This is a genomic window from Streptomyces sp. NPDC015171, assembly GCF_043079545.1.
Lineage (GTDB): Bacteria > Actinomycetota > Actinomycetes > Streptomycetales > Streptomycetaceae > Streptomyces.
In genome coordinates this window covers 727,708-747,972 of record NZ_JBIBUO010000002.1, presented here as the reverse complement: position 1 = coordinate 747,972, position 20,265 = coordinate 727,708, and the positions used below count along the sequence as shown (strand labels likewise).

Below are 20,265 nucleotides of genomic sequence, written 5' to 3'. Positions count from 1 at the left end.
CGAGGAGGCGTCATGCGCTGGGACAACCTCACTGTGGAGCCGACGCGATCCGGTCCGTCCGGAGAACCCGCCGAGCACGGCCGGCCCGCCGATGCCGCGCTGTTCGGCGCGGACGCCGTGATCACGCGTACGTTCGACATGCCCGAGTTCCGCGGGATCACCTTCCACGAGGTGCGGGCGCGCTCGGTGCTGAACCGGGTGCCGGGTGCCTCGCGCATGCCGTTCGAATGGACGGTGAACCCCTACCGCGGCTGCTCGCACGCGTGCGTCTACTGCTTCGCCCGCAAGACGCACAGCTATCTGGACCTGGACACGGGCATCGGCTTCGACACCCAGATCGTGGTGAAGGTGAACGCCCCCGAGGTGCTGCGCCGCCAGCTCGGCTCCCGCGGCTGGCGGGGCGACCACGTCGCGATGGGCACCAACGTCGACTGCTACCAGCGGGCCGAGGGCCGCTACCGGCTGATGCCGGGCATCATCGCCGCGCTCACCGAGCACGCGAACCCGTTCTCGATCCTCACCAAGGGCACCCTGATCCTGCGCGACCTGGAGCCGCTGGTCCGGGCGGCCGAGGTGACGGAGGTGGGCGTCTCGGTCTCCGTCGGCTTCCTGGACACCGAGCTGTGGCGCACGGTGGAGCCGGGCACACCCGCGCCCGAGCGCCGGCTGGACGTCGTCCGCACCCTCGGCGAGCACGGGATCGGCTGCGGGGTGCTGATGGCGCCGGTGATCCCGTTCCTGAGCGACGACCCGGCCCAACTGCGGGCCACGGTACGGGCGATCGCGGCGGCCGGGGCCACCTCCGTCACCCCGCTGGCGCTGCATCTGCGGCCGGGCGCCCGGGAGTGGTTCATGGCCTGGCTGGGGCGGCACCATCCGCACCTGGTGCGGCGCTACGAGCGGCTGTACGCGGAGGGCGCCTACGCGCCCCGGTGGTACCAGCGCCGGATCACCCGTCAGGTGCACGAGCTGGCGCGGGAGTACGGCATCGGCCCCACGCGCGCGGGTCTGTCCCGCCGGATCCGCCCGGCGGGACCCGCCGAGGAACCCGCCGGGCCCGAGCCGGTCCAGCTCAGCCTCATGTGAGCGCGCGCGAGGGCGTTAGGGGGCATCCCACGGCCCAATTGGGTCAAGTATGGCCGCAACGCGTTCTTCGGGGCCCCGGCTCCGGGACGATCCGGCGAGAACCGTGAGCCTCGCGGTTCGCGTGACCCGCCGTCCCGGGAGGACCCGTATGAGAACACGCGCAGCAGCGCTGTGCGCGACCGCCGCCGTGCTGGCGGGCTCGCTCATCGCCGTGCCCGCCCACGCGTCGGGCGCCGCCCCGGTGCCGAAGGTTGCCTGGAAGAAGTGCGGCACCCGCGAGTATCCCAAGCTGCAGTGCGCCGCCGTGCGGGTGCCGCTGGACCACGCGCGCCCGTCGGGCCGGCAGCTCACGCTCGCCCTGACCCGCGTCCCGCACACCGCGTCGGTCTCCCAGGGCCCGCTGCTGGTCAACCCCGGCGGCCCCGGCGGCAGCGGCCTCGCGCTCGCCGGGTTCGTGGCCTCGGCGCTGCCGAGGAGCGTGGCGGGCCGGTACGACGTCATCGGCTTCGATCCGCGCGGGGTCGGCCGGAGCAGCCCCGCGCTGGACTGCGCGCCCGGCCACTTCGCACCCGGGCGCCCGGACCCCGTGCCGGCCACGCCCGCGCTGGAGCGGGCGGGCCTCGACCGGGCGAAGTCCTTCGCCGCGGCCTGCGGCCGCAAGTACGCCGGTCTGCTGCCGTACCTGGACACCGTCAGCGCGGCCCGGGACATGGACACCGTCCGCCGTGCTCTCGGCGCCCCGCGGATCAGCTACTTCGGCTACTCCTACGGCACCTATCTGGGCGCGGTCTACGCGAAGCTGTATCCCGCCCGGGTGCACCGCCTGGTGCTGGACTCCATCGTCGACCCGAGCGGCGTCTGGTACGGCGACAACCTCGGCCAGGACTACGCCTTCAACGACCGCCATCGCGCCCTGATGGCCTGGATCGCCCGGCACGACGCCGCCTACCGGCTCGGCAAGGACCCCGCGAGGATCGAGGCCCGCTGGTACGCGATGCGCTCGGACCTGGCGAAGAAGCCGGCCGGGGGCAAGGTCGGCGCCGCCGAGCTGGAGGACACCTTCATGCTGGGCGGCTACTACAACGGCTACTGGCCCTACCTCGCCGACGCCTTCGCCGCCTACGTCCACCACAAGGGCACCGGGCCGCTGGTGGAGGCGTACCAGAACTTCGGTGCCGTGGACGCCGCGGGCGACAACGGCTACAGCGTCTACACGGCGGTCCAGTGCCGGGACGCCGCCTGGCCGCGCGCCTGGAACCGGTGGCGCGCGGACACCTGGCGGGTGTACGCGAAGGCGCCCCTGATGGCCTGGAACAACACCTGGTACAACGCGCCCTGCGCGTTCTGGCCGACGGCTCCGCTGAAGCCGGTGGACATCACCAACCGCGCCCTGCCCGCGGCGCTGCTCTTCCAGGCCACCGAGGACGCGGCCACGCCCTACGCCGGCGGTGCCAGGGCCCACCGGCTGCTGGCCCGCTCCAGCCTGGTGGTCGAGGACGGCGGCGGCAACCACGGGATCACGCTGAGCGGCAACAGGTGCCTGGACACGTATCTGTCCGCGTATCTCACCGACGGCTCGGTGCCGCGCGGCACCGGTGCGGTGGACGCGGTCTGCGCCAAGACGCCGGATCCGAAGCCGCTGACGGCGAAGACGGCGAGGACGGCCTCCCGCGGCGCGACCCTGCACGGCCTGCTGGGCTTCCGCCGGTAGTCACCCGGGGGGTGCCCGCGCGGATGCCGGCGGGCATCGAAAGGCACCGGCAGGCACCGCAACTCGCCAGGGGCGGCGGGGGCGTTGTCAGTGGCGTGGTCCACGATGGGACCATGAGCACACCGATCCGCATCCCCGCCCCCGACGGGGTCGCCCCCGCCGCCCAGTACACCCATGTGGTGACCGCGACCGGCCGTCTGGTCGCGGTCTCCGGCCAGCTCGCCCTGGACGCGGACGGGACACTGGTCGGGGCGGGCGACCCGGCGGCCCAGGCCCGGCAGGTGTTCGAGAACCTGCGCCGCTGCCTGGCCGCCGCCGGGGCCGGTTTCGAGGACGTCGTGAAGCTGACGTACTTCGTCACGGACATGGCCCACATGCCGGCGATCCGCGCGGCCCGCGCCGCCCACATACCCGACGACCGGCTGCCCGCCGCCTCCGCCGTGCAGGTCGCCGCCCTGGTGGCGCCGGAGTTCCTGCTGGAGGTCGAGGCGCTCGCCGTGGTGGCCCCATGAGCCCCCTGACGGTCCGGGAGATGGCGTTCGCCGACTGCGACCGCGTCTCCGAGATCCGCGTCCGCGGCTGGCAGCACGCCTACCGGGGGCTCATGCCGCAGCCGTACCTCGACCGGCTCAGCGTCGCGGCGGACGCCGAGCGGCGCAGAGCCCGGTTCGCGCAGGGCGACGGCCAGGTGGTGAACCTGGTCGCCGAGCGGGACGGCGTGGTGCTCGGCTGGGCGGCGCACGGGCCGTACCGGGACGGCGACACGCTCACCGACGACGCCGAGCTGTACGCGATCTACGTCGACCCGGCGCACGTCGGCGGCGGGATCGGGCGGGCGCTGCTCGCCGCGCCGGTCGAGCGGTGCGGGGCGCGTGGGCGCATGCTGCTCTGGGTCCTGAAGGAGAACGCGCCGGCCCGGCGGTTCTACGAGCGCGCCGGGTTCCGGGCCGACGGGGCCGAGGAGCCCTTCGAGACGGACGGCGTACCGGTGCCCGAGGTGCGGTACGCGCGGGGTCTGCGCGGCTGACCCGGCGTCACCTCGACTGCTGCTGCGGGATCCGCGCCAGCGCGTGCACCGCGGCCTCCGCGAGCGCGGGGTGCGCGAGGGCCTCGCTCAGCACCCGGCGGGCGCGGGCGTCGCCGAGCGTGCCCAGGCCCTCCACACAGGCGAGGGCGACCCGCCGGTAGGGGTCGTGCGGTCGCAACCGCCGCTCCAGAGTGGTGATGAGCGCGGGCACGGACTCCGGGGCGCCCAGGGCGGCCAGGAGCCGCACCGGGTGCAGGGCGTAGGCGACGCGGAGTTCGTTGGTGGCCAGGGCGGCGGCGGCGCGGGCCGTGCGCGGGTCGCCGAGGCGGGCGAGGGCGTGCGCGGCGGAGGCGCAGCGCGGCGGGTCGCGGTGGTTGAGCAGCAGTACCAGGGCCTCGAACGCGCGCCGGTCGCCCGCGCGGCCGAGCCGGAACGCGGCCAGTTCCCTGGCCCACAGCGGCTGTCCGGGCGCGGTGAGCACCTCCGCCAGTTCGGCGTGGTCCTCGGTGGCCAGCAGGCGGTCGAAGGCCGCCGAGCCGCCGGACTCCTGCCGTAAGCGTTCCGTGAGCGATCGCAACTCTTCGTCCACGAGGTCCAGCGTAGGCGGGTCGCGACGGCAGGGGGAGGTACATCACAAAGTCGGGTCCACCAGGGACTGGCGCGCTCGTTACCCGCCGGTTAAGCTCATACGAGCGAGTAACCCTCGCGCACTCCACTGGCGACGGTTTGGTGACGCAGCCGCCGCCGGGGACGCCTCCCGGGCCCCAAGGGCCGTGGGAGGCAGGCAAGTCGGTTCGGTGCACCGTGTGTACCGCAGTACGGCCCGGCTCCGGGACAGAGCCGGTCGGACCTTCCGCCGCTCCCGGGCGTGTGCACGCCCGTGGCACCGGCAGCACCGGGCGTGTGCGCTCGCAGCCCGGAAACACCCGCATCCCTCTTCGCACCGCGGTGCGCCCCTCGGCGCACCCGGCGCGCTCCTCGTCGTCACCCTCATTCCTGGAGTCCCGCGATGGCCACTCCCCTGTCCGACACCGCTCTGTCCCCGCTGTCCCCGCTCAAGACGATCGCCGTCGTCGGCCTCGGCACGATGGGCACCGGCATCGCCGAGGTCCTCGCGAAGGCCGGCCGGGAGGTGATCGGCATCGATCTCGACGAGGCCAGGACCGCCCAGGCGCTCGCCGCCCTGGAGGGCGCCACCGCCCACGCCGTGGCGCGCGGCCGGCTCACCGAGGAGGAGCGCGCCGGGGCGCTGGCCCGGGTGCGCACCGCCACCGACCTCGCCGCGGCGGCCGACGCCGACCTCGTCATCGAGGTGGTCCCCGAGTCGTACGAGATCAAGCAGCAGGTCTTCCGGGAGCTCGACGGCGTCGTCCGCCCGGAGACGATCATCGCGACGGGCACCAACGCGCTGTCCGTGACCCGGCTGGCCGCCGACTCGGCCCGCCCCGAGCGCGTGCTCGGCCTGCACTTCTTCAACCCGGCGCCGGCGATGAAGCTGGTGGAGGTCGTCTCCTCGGTGCTGACCGCGCCGCAGGCCGTCGCCGCCGTCACCGACCTCGCGATCGAACTGGGCAAGGAGCCGGTCGCGGTCGGCGACCGCCCCGGCTTCGTCGCGGACGGGCTGCTCTTCGGCTATCTGAACCAGGCCGCCGCGATGTACGAGGCGAAGTACGCCTCCCGGGAGGACATCGACGCCGCCATGCGGCTCGGCTGCGGCCTGCCGATGGGCCCGCTCGCCCTGCTCGACCTGATCGGCGTCGACACCGCGCGCACGGTCCTCGACGCCATGTACGCCGAGTCCCGTGACCGGCTGCACGCCCCCGCCCCGATCCTCAAGCAGCTCAGCGAGGCGGGCCTGACCGGCCGCAAGTCCGGGCGCGGCTTCTACACGTACGAGGCGCCGGGCAGCGCCGTCGTGGTGCCGGACGCGCTGACGCCTTCGGCGGGCGGCGCGTCCGCCGCGGGCCGCGAGGTCCGCTCGGTCGGCGTGGCCGGCTCCGGCACCATGGCCTCCGGTATCGCCGAGGTGTTCGCCAAGGCCGGCTACCAGGTGGTGCTGGCCGCCCGCAGCGAGGAGAAGGCCCTGGCGGCCCGGGCGCGGATCGGCAAGTCCCTCGCCCGGTCCGTGGACAAGGGCCGGCTGACCGCCGAGGCCGCCGCCGAGACCCTGGAGCGCGTCGTCCCGGCGGGCTCCTACGACGCCTTCGCCGAGGTGGACCTCGCCGTGGAGGCGGTCGCGGAGGACCTGGAGGTCAAGCGGCAGCTGTTCGCCACGCTCGACAAGGTGTGCAAGCCGGGCGCGGTCCTGGCCACCACCACCTCGTCGCTGCCCGTCGTCGCCTGCGCCCGCGCCACCTCGCGTCCCCAGGACGTGATCGGCATGCACTTCTTCAACCCGGCCCCGGCGATGAAGCTGGTCGAGGTGGTCCGCACGGTGCTGACCGACGACGAGGCGCACGCCACGGTCCGCGAGGTCTGCGGGCGGATCAGGAAGCACGCCGTCGACTGCGGGGACCGCGCCGGCTTCATCGTCAACGCGCTGCTGTTCCCGTACCTGAACAACGCGATCAAGATGGTGCAGGAGCACTACGCGTCGCTGGACGACATCGACGCGGCGATGCGGCTGGGCGGCGGCTACCCGATGGGCCCGTTCGAGCTGCTGGACGTGGTCGGCCTCGATGTCTCACTGGCCATCGAGAAGGTGCTGCACCGCGAGTTCCGCGACCCGGGCCTCGCCCCGGCGCCGCTCCTGGAGCACCTGGTGGCCGCGGGCTGCCTCGGCCGCAAGACGGGCCGCGGCTTCCGCGAGTATGCCCGCCGCTGACGGGGTCGGCGACGGGTTCCGGACGGAGACGGACTGGGGCGGGCTGCTCGACCCGGGCGGCTTTCCCCCGCCCGGCCGGACCGGCCCTCCCCCGCCCGCCGCGGGCGGGGGACACCCCGGACCTGCGCATCGAGCTGCGCACATGCAGTACGTTCAGGTCATGTCCCAGCCCGCCAAGTCCTCCCGTACACCAGCTACGCCCGACGCGCCGGAAAGTGCCGCCGGCAGCCGCGCGGCCGCTCAGCGGCTCAAAATGCGCCGAGAACTGGCGGCGGCAGCCATGGAGCTGTTCGCGACGAAGGGGTACGAGGGCACCACCGTCGACGAGATCGCCGCCGCCGCGGGGGTCGCCCGGCGCACCTTCTTCCGCCACTTCCGCTCCAAGGAAGAGGCGATCTTCCCCGACCACGACGACACGCTGATCCGCGCGGAGGCGGTCCTCAACGCCGCCCCGGCGCACGAGCACCCGCTCGACACCGTGTGCCGCGGCATCAAGGAAGTCATGAAGATGTACGCGGCCCGGCCGGAGATCTCGGTCGCCCGCTACAAGCTGACCCGCGAGGTGCCCACGCTGCGCGAGGCCGAGATCGCCTCCGTGGCCCGCTACGAGCGTCTGTTCACCCGCTACCTGCTCGGCCACTTCGACGAGCACGCGCACGCCGACGACGCCAACGACGACCCGCTGCTGGCGGAGGTCGCCGCCTCCGCCGTGGTCACCGCCCACAACCACGTCCTGCGGCGCTGGCTGCGGGCCGGCGGCCAGGGGGACGTGGAGACCCAGCTGGACCACGCCTTCGCGATCGTGCGCAAGACCTTCGGCAACGGCATCGGGGCCGGCCGGAGCACCCAGGCCGGCGCCCGGCCGGCCGCCACGACCGCGGCGACGGCTTCCGCGCACGGCGAGGTGCTGGTGACGGTGGCCCGCACGGACGCCCCGCTGGACGAGGTCATGCGGACCATCGAGGAGGCGCTGAAGGAGCGCTGACCGGCGCCCTCCCGCTGTGACGACGGCCACCCGCCCGGGTGGCCGTTTTGGCATGTCAGGGGCCCTTTTCGGGGAGATTTCGGCGGCCGTTCGATCGATCATCGCTCATTTGTTACGTAAAGATTTCATCTGAGAGCGACTTCTGGCACTCAGTGCCTTGCCACCTGACACGCGGTGTCATACGTTGAAGAGGTCCGGGCGGCCGGCGAGCAGAGACCGATCGTTCGCCGGCTGTCCCCGCAAGCTCATGGCCTGCGCGCCCGGACGCCTGCGTCACAGGCAACCTCCCGCGCCACAAAGCGCTGCCGAAGCACCACCGAGCCGAACCGACGGCACGTTCCACCACACCCTCAGCAGCACTCATCGCAGCACCGACGATCCCTCAGCGCCCCTCCCTCAGGGCGCTCACCGCCGGAGGCAACACCGTGACCGTGAAGGACATCCTGGACGCGATCCAGTCGCAGGACGCCACGTCAGCAGACTTCGCCGCCCTGCCGCTCCCCGAGTCGTACCGTGCGATCACCGTGCACAAGGACGAGACGGAGATGTTCGCGGGCCTGGAGACCCGCGACAAGGACCCGCGCAAGTCGACCCACCTGGACGAGGTGCCGGTGCCCGAACTGGGCCCGGGCGAGGCTCTGGTGGCCGTCATGGCCTCCTCGGTCAACTACAACTCGGTCTGGACCTCGATCTTCGAGCCGCTGTCGACGTTCGGCTTCCTGGAGCGCTACGGCAAGGTCAGCGAGCTGACCAAGCGCCACGACCTGCCCTACCACATCATCGGCTCCGACCTCGCGGGCGTCGTGCTGCGCACCGGGCCGGGCGTGAACTCCTGGAAGCCCGGCGACGAGGTCGTCGCCCACTGCCTCTCCGTCGAGCTGGAGTCCTCCGACGGCCACAACGACACGATGCTCGACCCCGAGCAGCGGATCTGGGGCTTCGAGACCAACTTCGGCGGCCTGGCGGAGATCGCGCTGGTCAAGTCCAACCAGCTGATGCCGAAGCCGGCCCACCTCAGCTGGGAGGAGGCCGCCGCCCCGGGCCTGGTCAACTCCACCGCCTACCGGCAGCTGGTCTCCCGCAACGGCGCCCAGATGAAGCAGGGCGACAACGTCCTGATCTGGGGTGCGAGCGGCGGACTCGGCTCGTACGCCACGCAGTTCGCGCTCGCCGGCGGCGCCACCCCGATCTGTGTCGTCTCCAGCGAGCAGAAGGCCGAGATCGCCCGGAAGATGGGCGCCGAGCTGATCATCGACCGCAGCGCCGAGGGCTACAGGTTCTGGAAGGACGACAACACCCAGGACCCCAAGGAGTGGAAGCGCTTCGGCAAGCGCATCCGCGAACTCACCGGCGGCGAGGACGTCGACATCGTCTTCGAGCACCCGGGCCGCGAGACCTTCGGCGCCTCGGTCTACGTCACCCGCAAGGGCGGCACCATCGTCACCTGCGCCTCGACCTCGGGCTACAACCACGAGTACGACAACCGCTACCTGTGGATGTCGCTGAAGCGGATCATCGGCTCGCACTTCGCCAACTACCGCGAGGCGTGGGAGGCCAATCGCCTCATCGCCAAGGGCAAGATCCACCCCACGCTGTCGAAGGTCTACTCCCTTCAGGACACCGGACAGGCCGCCTACGACGTCCACCGCAATCTGCACCAGGGCAAGGTCGGCGTGCTGTGCATGGCGCCCGAGGAGGGCCTGGGCGTGCGCGACCAGGAGATGCGCGCCCGGCACGTCGACGCCATCAACCGTTTCCGGAACGTCTGAGGGCCTTAGATGACAGAGCGTCAGAAGGACCGTCCGTGGCTCATGCGGACGTACGCCGGCCACTCCACGGCCGAGGCGTCCAACGAGTTGTACCGGCGCAACCTCGCCAAGGGCCAGACCGGTCTGTCGGTGGCGTTCGACCTGCCGACGCAGACCGGCTACGACCCCGACCACATCCTCGCCCGCGGCGAGGTCGGCCGGGTCGGCGTGCCCGTCTCGCACCTCGGTGACATGCGCCGGCTGTTCCAGGACATCCCCCTGGAGCAGATGAACACGTCGATGACGATCAACGCCACCGCCATGTGGCTGCTGGCGCTCTATCAGGTCGTCGCCGAGGAGCAGGGTGTGGACATCACCCAGCTCCAGGGCACGACCCAGAACGACATCGTCAAGGAGTACCTGTCCCGCGGGACGCACGTCTTCCCGCCGGGTCCCTCGCTCCGCCTGACGACGGACATGATCGCGTACACGGTCTCCCACATCCCGAAGTGGAACCCGATCAACATCTGCAGCTACCACCTGCAGGAGGCCGGGGCCACGCCGGTGCAGGAGATCGCGTACGCGATGTCCACCGCGATCGCCGTCCTCGACGCCGTGCGCGACAGCGGCCAGGTGCCGCAGGAGCGCATGGGTGACGTGGTCGCGCGGATCTCCTTCTTCGTGAACGCGGGCGTCCGCTTCGTCGAGGAGATGTGCAAGATGCGGGCGTTCGGCCGCATCTGGGACAAGGTCACGCGCGAGCGGTACGGCATCGAGAACCCCAAGCAGCGCCGGTTCCGCTACGGCGTCCAGGTCAACTCGCTCGGCCTGACCGAGGCGCAGCCGGAGAACAACGTCCAGCGGATCGTGCTGGAGATGCTGGCGGTGACGCTGTCGAAGGACGCACGCGCGCGTGCCGTGCAGCTGCCCGCCTGGAACGAGGCGCTGGGCCTGCCCCGGCCCTGGGACCAGCAGTGGTCGCTGCGCATCCAGCAGGTCCTCGCCTACGAGAGCGACCTGCTGGAGTACGAGGACATCTTCGAGGGCTCGCACGTCATCGAGGCGAAGGTGAGCCGGCTGGTCGAGGAGTCCTTCGCGGAGATGGACCGGATCGAGGAGATGGGCGGTGCGATGGCGGCCGTCGAGTCCGGCTACCTCAAGTCGCAGCTGGTCGCCTCGCACGCCGAGCGCCGGGCCCGGATCGAGTCCGGCGAGGAGAAGATCATCGGTGTCAACGCCTTCGAGGGCACCGAGCCGAACCCGCTGACCGCCGATCTGGACACCGCGATCATGACGGTCGACCCGCAGGTCGAGGCCCGCGTCGTCACGGCCGTCGAGCAGTGGCGCATCACCCGCCAGGAGTCCTCCGACCGGCAGGGCACGGGCGACCCGTTCCACTTCCCGACCGTGCGGCAGGCCGTCGACCGCCTCAAGGAGGCCGCCAAGGGCACCGGCAACCTCATGGAGGCCACCCTGGAGTGCGCCCGCGCCGGGGTCACGACCGGCGAGTGGGCCGGCGCCCTGCGCGAGGTGTTCGGCGAGTACCGGGCGCCCACCGGGGTCTCCTCGGCGCCGGTCGCCGTGCCCGCCGAGGCCGGCTCGGCCCTCGCCGAGGTCCGCACCAAGGTGGAGGACACCGCCCGCGACCTCGGCGTCGGCAAGCTGCGCTTCCTGGTCGGCAAGCCGGGCCTCGACGGGCACTCCAACGGCGCCGAGCAGATCGCCGTCCGCGCGCGGGACGCCGGCTTCGAGGTGGTCTACCAGGGCATCCGGCTCACCCCTGAGCAGATCGTGGACGCGGCCCTCGCGGAGGACGTGCACGCGGTCGGCCTGTCGATCCTGTCCGGCTCGCACGCCCAGCTGGTGCCGGACGTGCTGGAGCGGCTGCGTGAGGCCGGCGCGAACGACATCCCGGTCATCGCGGGCGGCATCATCCCGAACGCCGACGCCGAGCAGCTGAAGGCCGCCGGTGTGGCCGCGGTCTTCACCCCGAAGGACTTCGACATCACCGGGATCATCGGCCGTATCGTCGACGAGATCCGCAAAGCGAACAAGCTCGACCCCCTGGAGGTCCCCGCATGACCGTCAACCGTCTTCGTCCGCGGCGCTCCTGCCTCGCCGTGCCCGGAAGCAATCCGCGCTTCCTGGAGAAGGCGCAGGGCCTCCCGGCGGACCAGGTCTTCCTGGACCTGGAGGACGCGTGCGCGCCGCTCGCCAAGCCCGGGGCGCGGCACACCATCGTCGAGTTCCTCAACGAGGGCGACTGGACGGGCAAGACGCGCGTCGTGCGGGTCAACGACTGGACGACCGAGTGGACGTACCGGGACGTCGTGACCGTCGTCGAGGGCGCGGGCCACAACCTCGACTGCATCATGCTGCCGAAGGTCCAGAACGCCGAGCAGATCGTCGCTCTCGACCTGCTGCTGACGCAGATCGAGAAGACCATGGGCTTCGAGGTCGGCAAGATCGGCATCGAGGCGCAGATCGAGAACGCGCAGGGCCTGAACAACGTCAACGCGATCGCGCAGGCCTCCCCGCGCGTCGAGACGATCATCTTCGGCCCGGCCGACTTCATGGCGTCGATCAACATGAAGTCGCTGGTCGTGGGCGAGCAGCCGCCCGGCTACCCGGCGGACGCCTACCACTACATCCTGATGAAGATCCTGATGGCCGCCCGCGCCAACAACCTCCAGGCGATCGACGGCCCCTACCTCCAGATCCGCAACGTGGAGGGCTACCGCGCGGTGGCGCAGCGCGCCGCGGCGCTCGGCTTCGACGGCAAGTGGGTACTGCACCCGGGCCAGGTCGAGGCGTCCAACGAGATCTTCTCGCCGTCCCAGGAGGACTACGACCACGCCGAGCTGATCCTGGACGCGTACGACTACTACACGTCCGAGGCGGGCGGCAAGAAGGGCTCCGCGATGCTCGGCGACGAGATGATCGACGAGGCCAGCCGCAAGATGGCCCTGGTCATCTCCGGCAAGGGCCGGGCCGCCGGCATGCAGCGGACGTCCAAGTTCGAGATCCCGGAGGCCTGAGCGATGCAGTTCGGACGCACGTACGAGGAGTTCGAGGTCGGTGCGGTGTACAAGCACTGGCCCGGCAAGACGGTCACGGAGTACGACGACCACCTGTTCTGCCTCCTCACCATGAATCACCACCCGCTCCACATGGACGCCAACTACGCCGGGAAGACCACGGACTTCGGCAAGAACGTGGTGGTCGGGAACTACATCTACTCGCTGCTGCTCGGCATGTCCGTCCCGGACGTCTCCGGCAAGGCGATCGCCAACCTGGAGATCGAGTCGCTCAAGCACGTGGCGCCGACCTTCCACGGCGACACGATCTACGGCGAGACGACCGTGCTCGACAAGTGGCCCTCGAAGTCGAAGAACGACCGCGGCATCGTCCACGTCGAGACCAAGGGCTACAAGCAGGACGGCACGCTGGTGTGCGTCTTCCGCCGCAAGGTGATGGTGCCGACCGAGACGTACATCAAGGAGCGCGGCGGCGAGCAGCCCGGCCGCCCGGAGCTGTCCGCTCCCGCGGAGAAGAAGTCGGAGAAGTAAGCCATGGCCCGTCTCGCCCAGACCGCCGGTCTCACGGACGTCCAGCAGGAGATCCTCTCCACCGTCCGGGACTTTGTCGACAAGGAGATCATTCCGGTCGCGACCGAGCTGGAGCACCGCGACGAGTACCCGCAGCAGATCGTGGACGGCCTGAAGGAGCTGGGGCTGTTCGGCCTGATGATCCCCGAGGAGTACGGGGGGCTGGGCGAGTCGCTGCTCACCTACGCGCTGTGCGTGGAGGAGATCGCCCGCGGCTGGATGTCGGTGTCCGGCATCATCAACACGCACTTCATCGTCGCGTACATGCTCAAGCAGCACGGCACGCAGGAGCAGAAGGACCACTTCCTGCCGAGGATGGCGGCCGGCGACATCCGCGGCGCCTTCTCGATGTCGGAGCCGGGCCTCGGCTCCGATGTGTCGGCGATCACGTCGAAGGCGGTCAAGGACGGCGACGAGTACGTCCTGAACGGCCAGAAGATGTGGCTGACCAACGGTGGCACGTCCTCGCTCGTGGCCGTCCTGGTCAAGAGTGACGAAGGACACCCCGAGGGCACGGCGCCGCACAAGTCGATGACCACCTTCCTCGTCGAGAAGGAGCCGGGCTTCGGCGAGGTCCGCCCGGGCCTCACCATCCCCGGCAAGATCGACAAGATGGGCTACAAGGGCGTCGACACCACCGAGCTGATCATGGACGGCCTGCGGATTCCGGCCGACCGGGTGCTCGGCGGCGTCACCGGCCGAGGTTTTTACCAAATGATGGACGGCGTGGAGGTCGGCCGCGTCAATGTGGCGGCACGCGGCTGCGGCGTCGCCCAGCGCGCCTTCGAGCTGGGCGTCCGGTACGCCCAGCAGCGGCACACCTTCGGCAAGCCGATCGCCCAGCACCAGGCCATCCAGTTCAAGCTGGCGGAGATGGCCACCAAGGTCGAGGCCGCGCATGCAATGATGGTCAACGCTGCACGCAAAAAGGACTCCGGGGAGCGAAACGACCTGGAGGCCGGGATGGCGAAGTACCTCGCCTCGGAGTACTGCAAGGAGGTCGTGGAGGATGCTTTCCGGATCCACGGCGGCTACGGGTTCTCCAAGGAGTACGAGATCGAGCGCCTCTACCGGGAGGCCCCGATGCTGCTCATCGGTGAAGGTACCGCCGAGATCCAGAAAATGATCATCGGGCGCAGACTGCTCGAAGAGTATCGATTCCAGGGCTGATTGTCCGGATACGGGGTGTTTTCTTCGAGAAGAAGATCACACCCCGTAGGCGGTGTTCAGCCGCCGACTCGGCTGCCTGGCTTGCCCAGTTGCAGCCACCGACCGGTACGATCCCGGGAAAGCCGCCGTCCCCCGATCAGAGCGCGGCATCATCCGCTACGAAGGTCATCCATGCCCCACAGCCAAACCTCTGCACCTCGCGACAGCCGAGCCGGCGTACGCCTCGCGCGCGGAGCATCGCCGTGGCTTCTCCCGACCGTCGCCACCGCAGCCCTCAGCCTGGCCCGCGCCCGCCGCTCCGGCGTGGCGAAGGCCGTCGCCGTGCCCGCCACCGCGCTCGCGGCGGGCATGCTGTGGTTCTTCCGCGACCCCGAGCGCGAGATCGCCGCGGGCCGGGTCATCTCCCCGGCCGACGGTGTGGTGCAGAGCATCATGCCGTGGAAGGACGGACGCACCCGCGTCGCGATCTTCATGAGCCCGCTGAACGTGCACGTCAACCGCGCGCCCCTCGCGGGCACGGTGACGTCCGTCGAGCACATCCCCGGCGGCTTTGTTCCGGCTTTCAACAAGGAAAGCGAGAACAACGAGCGCGTAGTCTGGCATTTCGACACCGAACTCGGCGACATCGAGATGATCCAGATCGCCGGCGCGGTGGCCCGCCGCATCGTCCCCTACCTCCCGGAGGGTACGAAGGTCGAGCAGGGCGACCGAATCGGTCTGATCCGCTTCGGCTCGCGTGTCGACCTCTACCTGCCCGAGGGCGTGGAGGTCGCGGTCGAGGTCGGCCAGAAGACCGTGGCTGGGGTGACTCGCATTGACCGTGATTGATCCGGAGACCCAGGCAGGCTGGGTGCCCGAGGCCGACGAGGTGGACGACGAGGAGGAGATGCCTCTCTCGCTCCGCCTGTCGATAGCGGACACCCTGACGCTGGGCAACGCCACGTGCGGCTTCATGGCGGTGTACTTCACCACCACCGGCATCCTGATCCCGCACCTCACCGGCAGCCAGGAGTCCGGCATGGCCCGCCACAGCGCGGCCACGGCGGTCATCCTGATGCTCTGCGCGGCCGTGTTCGACCTGTTCGACGGACTCGTGGCGCGCAAACTGCGCTCCTCCCCCATGGGCGCCGAGCTGGACAACCTGTCGGACCTGATCAGCTTCGGCCTGGCCCCCGCGTACTTCGTCCTCGTCTACGGCATGGTCGCGGACGACGCGCACCAGCGGATGGCGGCGCTGGGAGCCATCGTGGTGCTGCTCGCCGTGGTGCTGCGGCTGGCCCGGTTCAGCTGCGTGACGTTGAAGGACGGCATGTTCCAGGGCATGCCCTCGCCGTTCGGTGCGCTGACCGTGGTGTCGATCGTGCTGCTGGAGCTGCCGTTCGTGGCGACGCTGCTGGCGATCCTGGGCACCGCGTGGCTGATGGTGAGCCGGGTCGAGTACCCGAAGCCGCGGGGACGGCTGGCCGGCGCGATGCTCTGCTGGATCGTGCTGTCCATGGGGCTGCTGGCGGCGTGGGCCTTCGACGCGCCGAGCGGTCAGCTGCTGCTCCAGACGGGCTGCGCGCTGCAGCTGGTCATGGGCGCGGTGATTCCGCTGTTCGCCACGGCTCGACGGGTGAACAACTTCCGTGACAACCGCCGTGAGGCGCGGGCGGCGCAGCTCCCGTAGCGCGGCGTTCAGCGAAGGGCCCCGGACCTGAATGGTCCGGGGCCCTTCGCCGTATGCGCGTCCGGCACCGTTCCGCTCCGCTCGGTTCCGCTGAGTTCCGCCCACCCGCCCACCCGTCTCGGTCGGCTGACACGGCACCGTCCCCGGCCCCGCACCCCACGAGGCGCACCGCCGCCCCGGACAACGGCCTGGACACGCCCGCCGGCTGCCTACGGAGCCGGCGGGCCGGGGGCCTGGGGTCCGGGGGACCCGGGGGCCGGGAGACCGGGGGACCCGGGGGGGGCGGGCGACCCGGGGGGGGCGACCCGGGGACCGGGGGGGCCGGGGACACCGGGGCCGGGAGACCGGGGGGCCGGGAGACCGGGGGGCCGGGAGACCGGGGCAGGCCGAGGGGCCGGGAAACCGGGGACCGGGAAACCGGGGGGGCGGGAGACCCGAGGGGGGACTGGGAGACCCGGGGACCGGGAGACCCCGAGAGACCTGGGGGGCCGGGAGACCCAGGGGCCGGGAGACCGGGAGACAGTGAGGACCGGATACCGGGCGGGCCCGGCAGGGTGTTGCCACCGGCCCGTCCGACAGCCGACTCAGAGGTCGGGCAGGCAGCCAGACAGCCGCCGCTCGGTCCGGGTTGCCGGCAGCCGGGACACCGTCCGGCGCTCAGGCCGCCGGTGCCCAGCCGCTCGGCCCCAGATACCGGGCGGGCCCGGCAAGGTTGCCACCGGCCCGTCCGACAGCCGACCCAGGGGTCAGGCAGGCAGCCGGACAACCGCCGCTCGGCCCGAGTAGCCGACAGCCGGAACGCCGCCCGGCGCTCAGGCAACCCCCGCCCAGCCGCTCAGCCCGGATACCGGGCGGCCCCGGCAGGGTGTTGCCGCCGGCCCGTCCGACAGCCGACTCAGGGGTCAGGCAGGCAGCCGGACCATCGCCGCTCGCCCGGTAGCCGGCAGCCGGGGCGCCGTCCGGCGCTCAGGCAACCGCCGCCCAGCCGGCCCCGGCAGGGTTGCCGCCGGCCCGTCCGACAGGCGACCCAGGGGTCAGGCAGGCAGCCGGACAGCCGCCGCTCGCCCGCCCGGCGCTCAGGCCGCCGGTGCCCAGCCGCTCGGCCCGGGTAGCCGGCGGCCGGGACGCCGTTCGGCGCTCGGGCCGCCGGTGTCCAGCCGCTCGGCTGTCCGTGGCGTGGGGCCGGGCGGGCGATCGGGGCGCCCTGGGCCGACCTTCTGGGCTCCATAGCTGCCCCGGCCGGGCGGCCGAGCGGGGTCGGCGCCGTCCGGCCGACCGCTCGGATTCCCATGGGCACCGCGACCGCAGGGCCTCGGGGCGCCGTCGCGCGACCGATCGGTTCGCCATGGCGCGGTATGGCCGGCACGGAGCCGGGCGGACGTTCGCGGGCTGTCGGCGCCCGGTCCATCAGGCATCCGAGGCCAGCCGCCACCGAGCCGGGCAGCGCTCGGCACGCCCGCCGCCCGACCGCCGAGGTCTGCCGCTCGGCTCTCGGCCGGTCGAGTCGGAGGGGCGTCGTTCCTGCGGGGTCAGACGAGGTGGTTCTCGGCGAGCTGGGACGCGAGGCGTTCCAGGATGGGGCCGGCGTCCGCGATGCACTTGGCGACGTCCGGCTCGATCGAGGTCAGCGGGTAGGCCCGGGAGATCCCGGCCCGCTCCAGCGCCTCCGCGGGCAGCGCCAGCCGCCCGCACACCGCCACCACGGTCCGGCCCGCGGCCCGCGCCGCCGCCGCCACTCCCGCCGGTGCCTTCCCGTGCAGCGTCTGCTCGTCCAGCGAGCCCTCGCCGGTGATGACGAGGGAGGCCCGTGCCAGGGCGGGCGCGAAGCCCAGGACGTCCAGCATGACCTCGATGCCGGGGCGGAAGCGGGCGCCCAGCAGGAGGGCGCCGTAGCCGATGCCGCCGGCCGCGCCCGCGCCGGGAGACGCCGCGTACTCGGCGGCCCGTGGGCCGGCCGCGGCCTCCAGGACCTTCGCGAAGTGGGCCAGCGCCGCGTCGAGGGCCGCCACGTCGTCCGGCGTGGCCCCCTTCTGCGGGCCGTACACCGCCGGGGCGCCCTTCGGGCCGGTCAGCGGATTGTCGACGTCGCTGGCCAGCACCAGCTCGACCGAGGAGAGCCGGGGATCGAGGCCGGAGAGGTCGGCGCGGGCCAGGCCGGCCAGACCGCCGCCGCCCGGAGGCACCGGTTCCCCCTCCTCGGTCAGGAACCGGGCGCCCAGCGCGGCCAGCATGCCCGCGCCGCCGTCCGTCGTGGCGCTGCCGCCGACGCCGAACACGATCGTCCGCGCGCCCGCGTCCAGCGCGGCCCGCAGCAGCTCACCGGACCCGTACGTCGAGGCCGTGAGCGGGGCGAAGACACCGGCCGGCAGCCGCTGCAGGCCACTCGCCTCGGCCATCTCCACCACCGCGGTGCCGTCGCGCAGCGCGAACGCGGCCGTCACCTCCTGGCCGAGCGGTCCGGCGACCCGGACCTCACGCCGTTCGAAACCGGCCGCGACCGCCGCGTCCACGGTCCCGTCACCGCCGTCGGCCACGGGAAGCGCCTCGACATCGAGATCCGGCACGACCCGGCGCAGCCCGGCCGTCACCCGCTCGGCGACCTGCACGGCCGTCAGCGAGCCCTTGAACTTGTCCGCGGCGATGAGCACCCGACGGGTCTCGTTCACTGCAGCGTCCGCCACCTTGTCTTCCCCTTGCTCTCCGGGCCCCGCGCATGGCGGGGCCAGTCGCGCCGCTGTGACGATAACCGCAGGACACCCCCGCCGTCATGCCCCGACCGAACCCTGGGAACAGGCGGGGAGCCCGCGGGCAGAACGGGTACCCCCCTGCCATGGGCATCCAGGGCACACAGACCGGCCTCGCCGACCGCGTCCACGGCGGCTGGCTCGGCCGGATCGCGGGCAACATGCTCGGCAAGCCGGTCGAACAGGGCGAGGTGTGGACGCGCGAGCGCATCGACCGCTATCTGCGGCGGGCCGCCGCCCTGCCGCTCACCGACTACCTGCCCGAGCCGGCCGACGCGGCCGACGGCGCCGTGCTGCGCCCGGAGTGGCGCCGATGTGTGCGCGGCCGGATCCACGGCAGCTGCCGGGACGACGACATCGACTACGCGATCCTGGGCCTGCACCTGCTGGAGACCCACGGCTTCGGCTTCAGCACCGAGCAGGTCGGCGACCTGTGGCTGCTCAGGCTGCCGTTCCTGCAGACGTTCACGGCGGAGCGGGCGGCGTACCGGAACCTGGCGAACGGGATGAAGCCGCCGCTGACGGCGACGTACGACAATCCGTACCAGGAGTGGATCGGCGCGCTGATCCGCGCCGACGTCTACGGCTGGACCTGCCCGGGCGAGCCCGTCCGGGCCGCCGGTCTGGCCCGCCGGGACGCGGTGCTCTCGCACACCGGCAACGGTGTCTACGGCGCCATGTGGGCCGCCGCGCTGATCTCGGCCGCCTTCACCGCCCCGACCGTCCGGGCCGCCCTGGAGACCGCGCTGACCGTCGTCCCGGCGAGCAGCCGCCTGGCCCGTACCGTGCGGCGGGTCGCGAGCCTGCACGAGGCCCGGCTGCCCTGGGAGGAGACCCTGGCCACGGTGGCGGAGGAGACCGCCGGGCTGGGCTGGATCCACACCGTCCCGAACGCCGCCGTCCTCACCGCCGGGCTGCTGTACGGCGACGGCGACTTCACCCGGACCATCGCCCTGACCGTGCGCGGCGGCCTGGACACCGACTCCAACGGGGCCACGGCCGGCTCGGTGGCCGGGGTCCGCACCGGGGCGGACGCCCTGCCGGCCCACTGGCGGGACCCGCTGGAGGACACGGTCCGCAGCGCGGTGTTCGGCTTCGACGGCGTACGGATCAGTGCGCTGGCCGAACGCACCCTGCGCCTGGCGGCCGGCGGGACGTAGCGGCGGGGCGGCTGGTTACCCTTCCAGAATGACCACGACGCCAGACTTCGCCGCGTACATCGCGAGCCTGCCCCGTGTCCTCGCCGGTGCCGCCGCGCTCTTCCGGGACGCCGGGGGGCGGGTGCTGCTCGTCGAGCCCAACTACCGTGAGGGCTGGGCGCTTCCGGGCGGGACCATCGAGTCCGACGACGGGGAGACGCCGCGCCAGGGCGCCCGCCGGGAGACGCTGGAGGAGATCGGGCTCGACCGGGAACTCGGCCGGCTGCTGGCCGTCGACTGGGTGCGCGGCACGGGCCGGCCGCCGCTGGTGGCGTACCTGTACGACGGCGGTGTCCTCACCGATGCCGAGCTGAAGTCCATCCGCCTCCAGGAGGAGGAGCTGCTGTCCTGGCGCCTGGTCCCGCGCGAGGAGATCACGGCCCACCTGCCGGGCGCGCTCGGCCACCGGGTGCTGACCGCCCTGGACGTCCTCGCGGACGGCTCGGGCACGGCCGAACTGGAGAACGGCCACCGCGTGGCCTGACGACTCAGGG

Annotated in this window: 17 protein-coding genes; 15 read left to right on the top strand and 2 right to left on the bottom strand. The window is 72.2% G+C overall.

The genetic code is table 11. The annotated features are described in order from the left end of the window. Nucleotides 1–12: 12 nt before the first annotated feature. From ACF073_RS07790 to ACF073_RS07775, 4 genes are all read left to right on the top strand, one after another. On the top strand, nt 13–1,086 hold the full coding sequence (locus tag ACF073_RS07790; RefSeq protein ID WP_392067544.1) for an Rv2578c family radical SAM protein: 1,074 nt from the start codon (nt 13–15) through the stop codon (nt 1,084–1,086). Nucleotides 1,087–1,234: 148 nt separating this feature from the next. Further along, nucleotides 1,235–2,797, top strand: coding sequence for an alpha/beta hydrolase (locus ACF073_RS07785; RefSeq protein WP_392067542.1), 1,563 nt, complete (start codon nt 1,235–1,237; stop codon nt 2,795–2,797). 113 nt (nt 2,798–2,910) lie between these two features. Beyond that, nucleotides 2,911–3,309 (top strand): RidA family protein, encoded by a 399-nt coding sequence (locus ACF073_RS07780; RefSeq protein ID WP_392067541.1) that lies wholly within the window; start codon nt 2,911–2,913, stop codon nt 3,307–3,309. Next, nucleotides 3,306–3,824 (top strand): GNAT family N-acetyltransferase, encoded by a 519-nt coding sequence (locus tag ACF073_RS07775; protein ID WP_392067540.1) that lies wholly within the window; start codon nt 3,306–3,308, stop codon nt 3,822–3,824. Before ACF073_RS07780 ends, ACF073_RS07775 begins: the two co-directional genes overlap by 4 nt. A 7-nt stretch (nt 3,825–3,831) precedes the next feature. On the opposite strand, the gene ACF073_RS07770 is transcribed toward ACF073_RS07775, so the two are convergent. Next, nucleotides 3,832–4,413, bottom strand: a complete 582-nt coding sequence (locus ACF073_RS07770; protein ID WP_392067538.1) for an adenylosuccinate lyase — start codon at nt 4,411–4,413, stop codon at nt 3,832–3,834. Between the two features lie 420 nt (nt 4,414–4,833). Between ACF073_RS07770 and ACF073_RS07765 the strand changes: the two genes are divergently transcribed. From ACF073_RS07765 to pssA, 9 genes are all read left to right on the top strand, one after another. After that, a complete protein-coding gene (locus tag ACF073_RS07765; RefSeq protein WP_392067537.1) occupies nt 4,834–6,648 on the top strand; it encodes a 3-hydroxyacyl-CoA dehydrogenase family protein in 1,815 nt (604 codons plus the stop codon). 160 nt (nt 6,649–6,808) lie between these two features. Further along, nucleotides 6,809–7,633, top strand: coding sequence for a TetR family transcriptional regulator (locus ACF073_RS07760; RefSeq protein ID WP_392067536.1), 825 nt, complete (start codon nt 6,809–6,811; stop codon nt 7,631–7,633). A gap of 431 nt (nt 7,634–8,064) precedes the next feature. Then, nucleotides 8,065–9,402 carry a crotonyl-CoA carboxylase/reductase gene (gene ccrA, locus ACF073_RS07755; RefSeq protein WP_392067720.1) on the top strand — a complete coding sequence of 446 codons (1,338 nt, stop codon included), beginning with the start codon at nt 8,065–8,067 and terminating at the stop codon, nt 9,400–9,402. A gap of 9 nt (nt 9,403–9,411) precedes the next feature. Beyond that, nucleotides 9,412–11,463 (top strand): protein meaA, encoded by a 2,052-nt coding sequence (locus ACF073_RS07750; RefSeq protein WP_392067535.1) that lies wholly within the window; start codon nt 9,412–9,414, stop codon nt 11,461–11,463. Further along, a complete protein-coding gene (locus ACF073_RS07745; protein ID WP_392067533.1) occupies nt 11,460–12,419 on the top strand; it encodes an HpcH/HpaI aldolase/citrate lyase family protein in 960 nt (319 codons plus the stop codon). The genes ACF073_RS07750 and ACF073_RS07745 overlap by 4 nt, the downstream gene beginning before the upstream one ends. 3 nt (nt 12,420–12,422) lie before the next feature. Beyond that, the gene (locus ACF073_RS07740) at nt 12,423–12,950 is read left to right on the top strand and encodes a MaoC family dehydratase (RefSeq protein WP_392067532.1); all 528 of its coding nucleotides are present in this window, start codon (nt 12,423–12,425) and stop codon (nt 12,948–12,950) included. Between the two features lie 3 nt (nt 12,951–12,953). Next, nucleotides 12,954–14,159, top strand: coding sequence for an acyl-CoA dehydrogenase family protein (locus ACF073_RS07735; protein ID WP_392067530.1), 1,206 nt, complete (start codon nt 12,954–12,956; stop codon nt 14,157–14,159). 171 nt (nt 14,160–14,330) lie between these two features. Beyond that, nucleotides 14,331–14,987 (top strand): phosphatidylserine decarboxylase, encoded by a 657-nt coding sequence (locus ACF073_RS07730; protein ID WP_392067529.1) that lies wholly within the window; start codon nt 14,331–14,333, stop codon nt 14,985–14,987. A gap of 22 nt (nt 14,988–15,009) precedes the next feature. Beyond that, entirely contained in the window at nt 15,010–15,828 is an 819-nt protein-coding gene (gene pssA / locus ACF073_RS07725) for a CDP-diacylglycerol--serine O-phosphatidyltransferase (RefSeq protein ID WP_392067718.1), read from the top strand. A 1,529-nt stretch (nt 15,829–17,357) separates the two neighbouring features. Here the strand turns inward: pssA and ACF073_RS07720 are convergent. Then, entirely contained in the window at nt 17,358–18,494 is a 1,137-nt protein-coding gene (locus ACF073_RS07720) for a glycerate kinase (protein WP_392067528.1), read from the bottom strand. Nucleotides 18,495–18,658: 164 nt separating this feature from the next. Here ACF073_RS07720 and ACF073_RS07715 point away from each other — a divergent pair, with 164 nt between their 5' ends. Continuing rightward, nucleotides 18,659–19,732: an ADP-ribosylglycohydrolase family protein gene (locus ACF073_RS07715; RefSeq protein WP_392067526.1), complete on the top strand. Its 1,074-nt coding sequence runs from the start codon at nt 18,659–18,661 to the stop codon at nt 19,730–19,732. A 28-nt stretch (nt 19,733–19,760) separates the two neighbouring features. Continuing rightward, a complete protein-coding gene (locus ACF073_RS07710) occupies nt 19,761–20,255 on the top strand; it encodes an NUDIX domain-containing protein (protein WP_392067525.1) in 495 nt (164 codons plus the stop codon). Nucleotides 20,256–20,265: the final 10 nt, after the last annotated feature.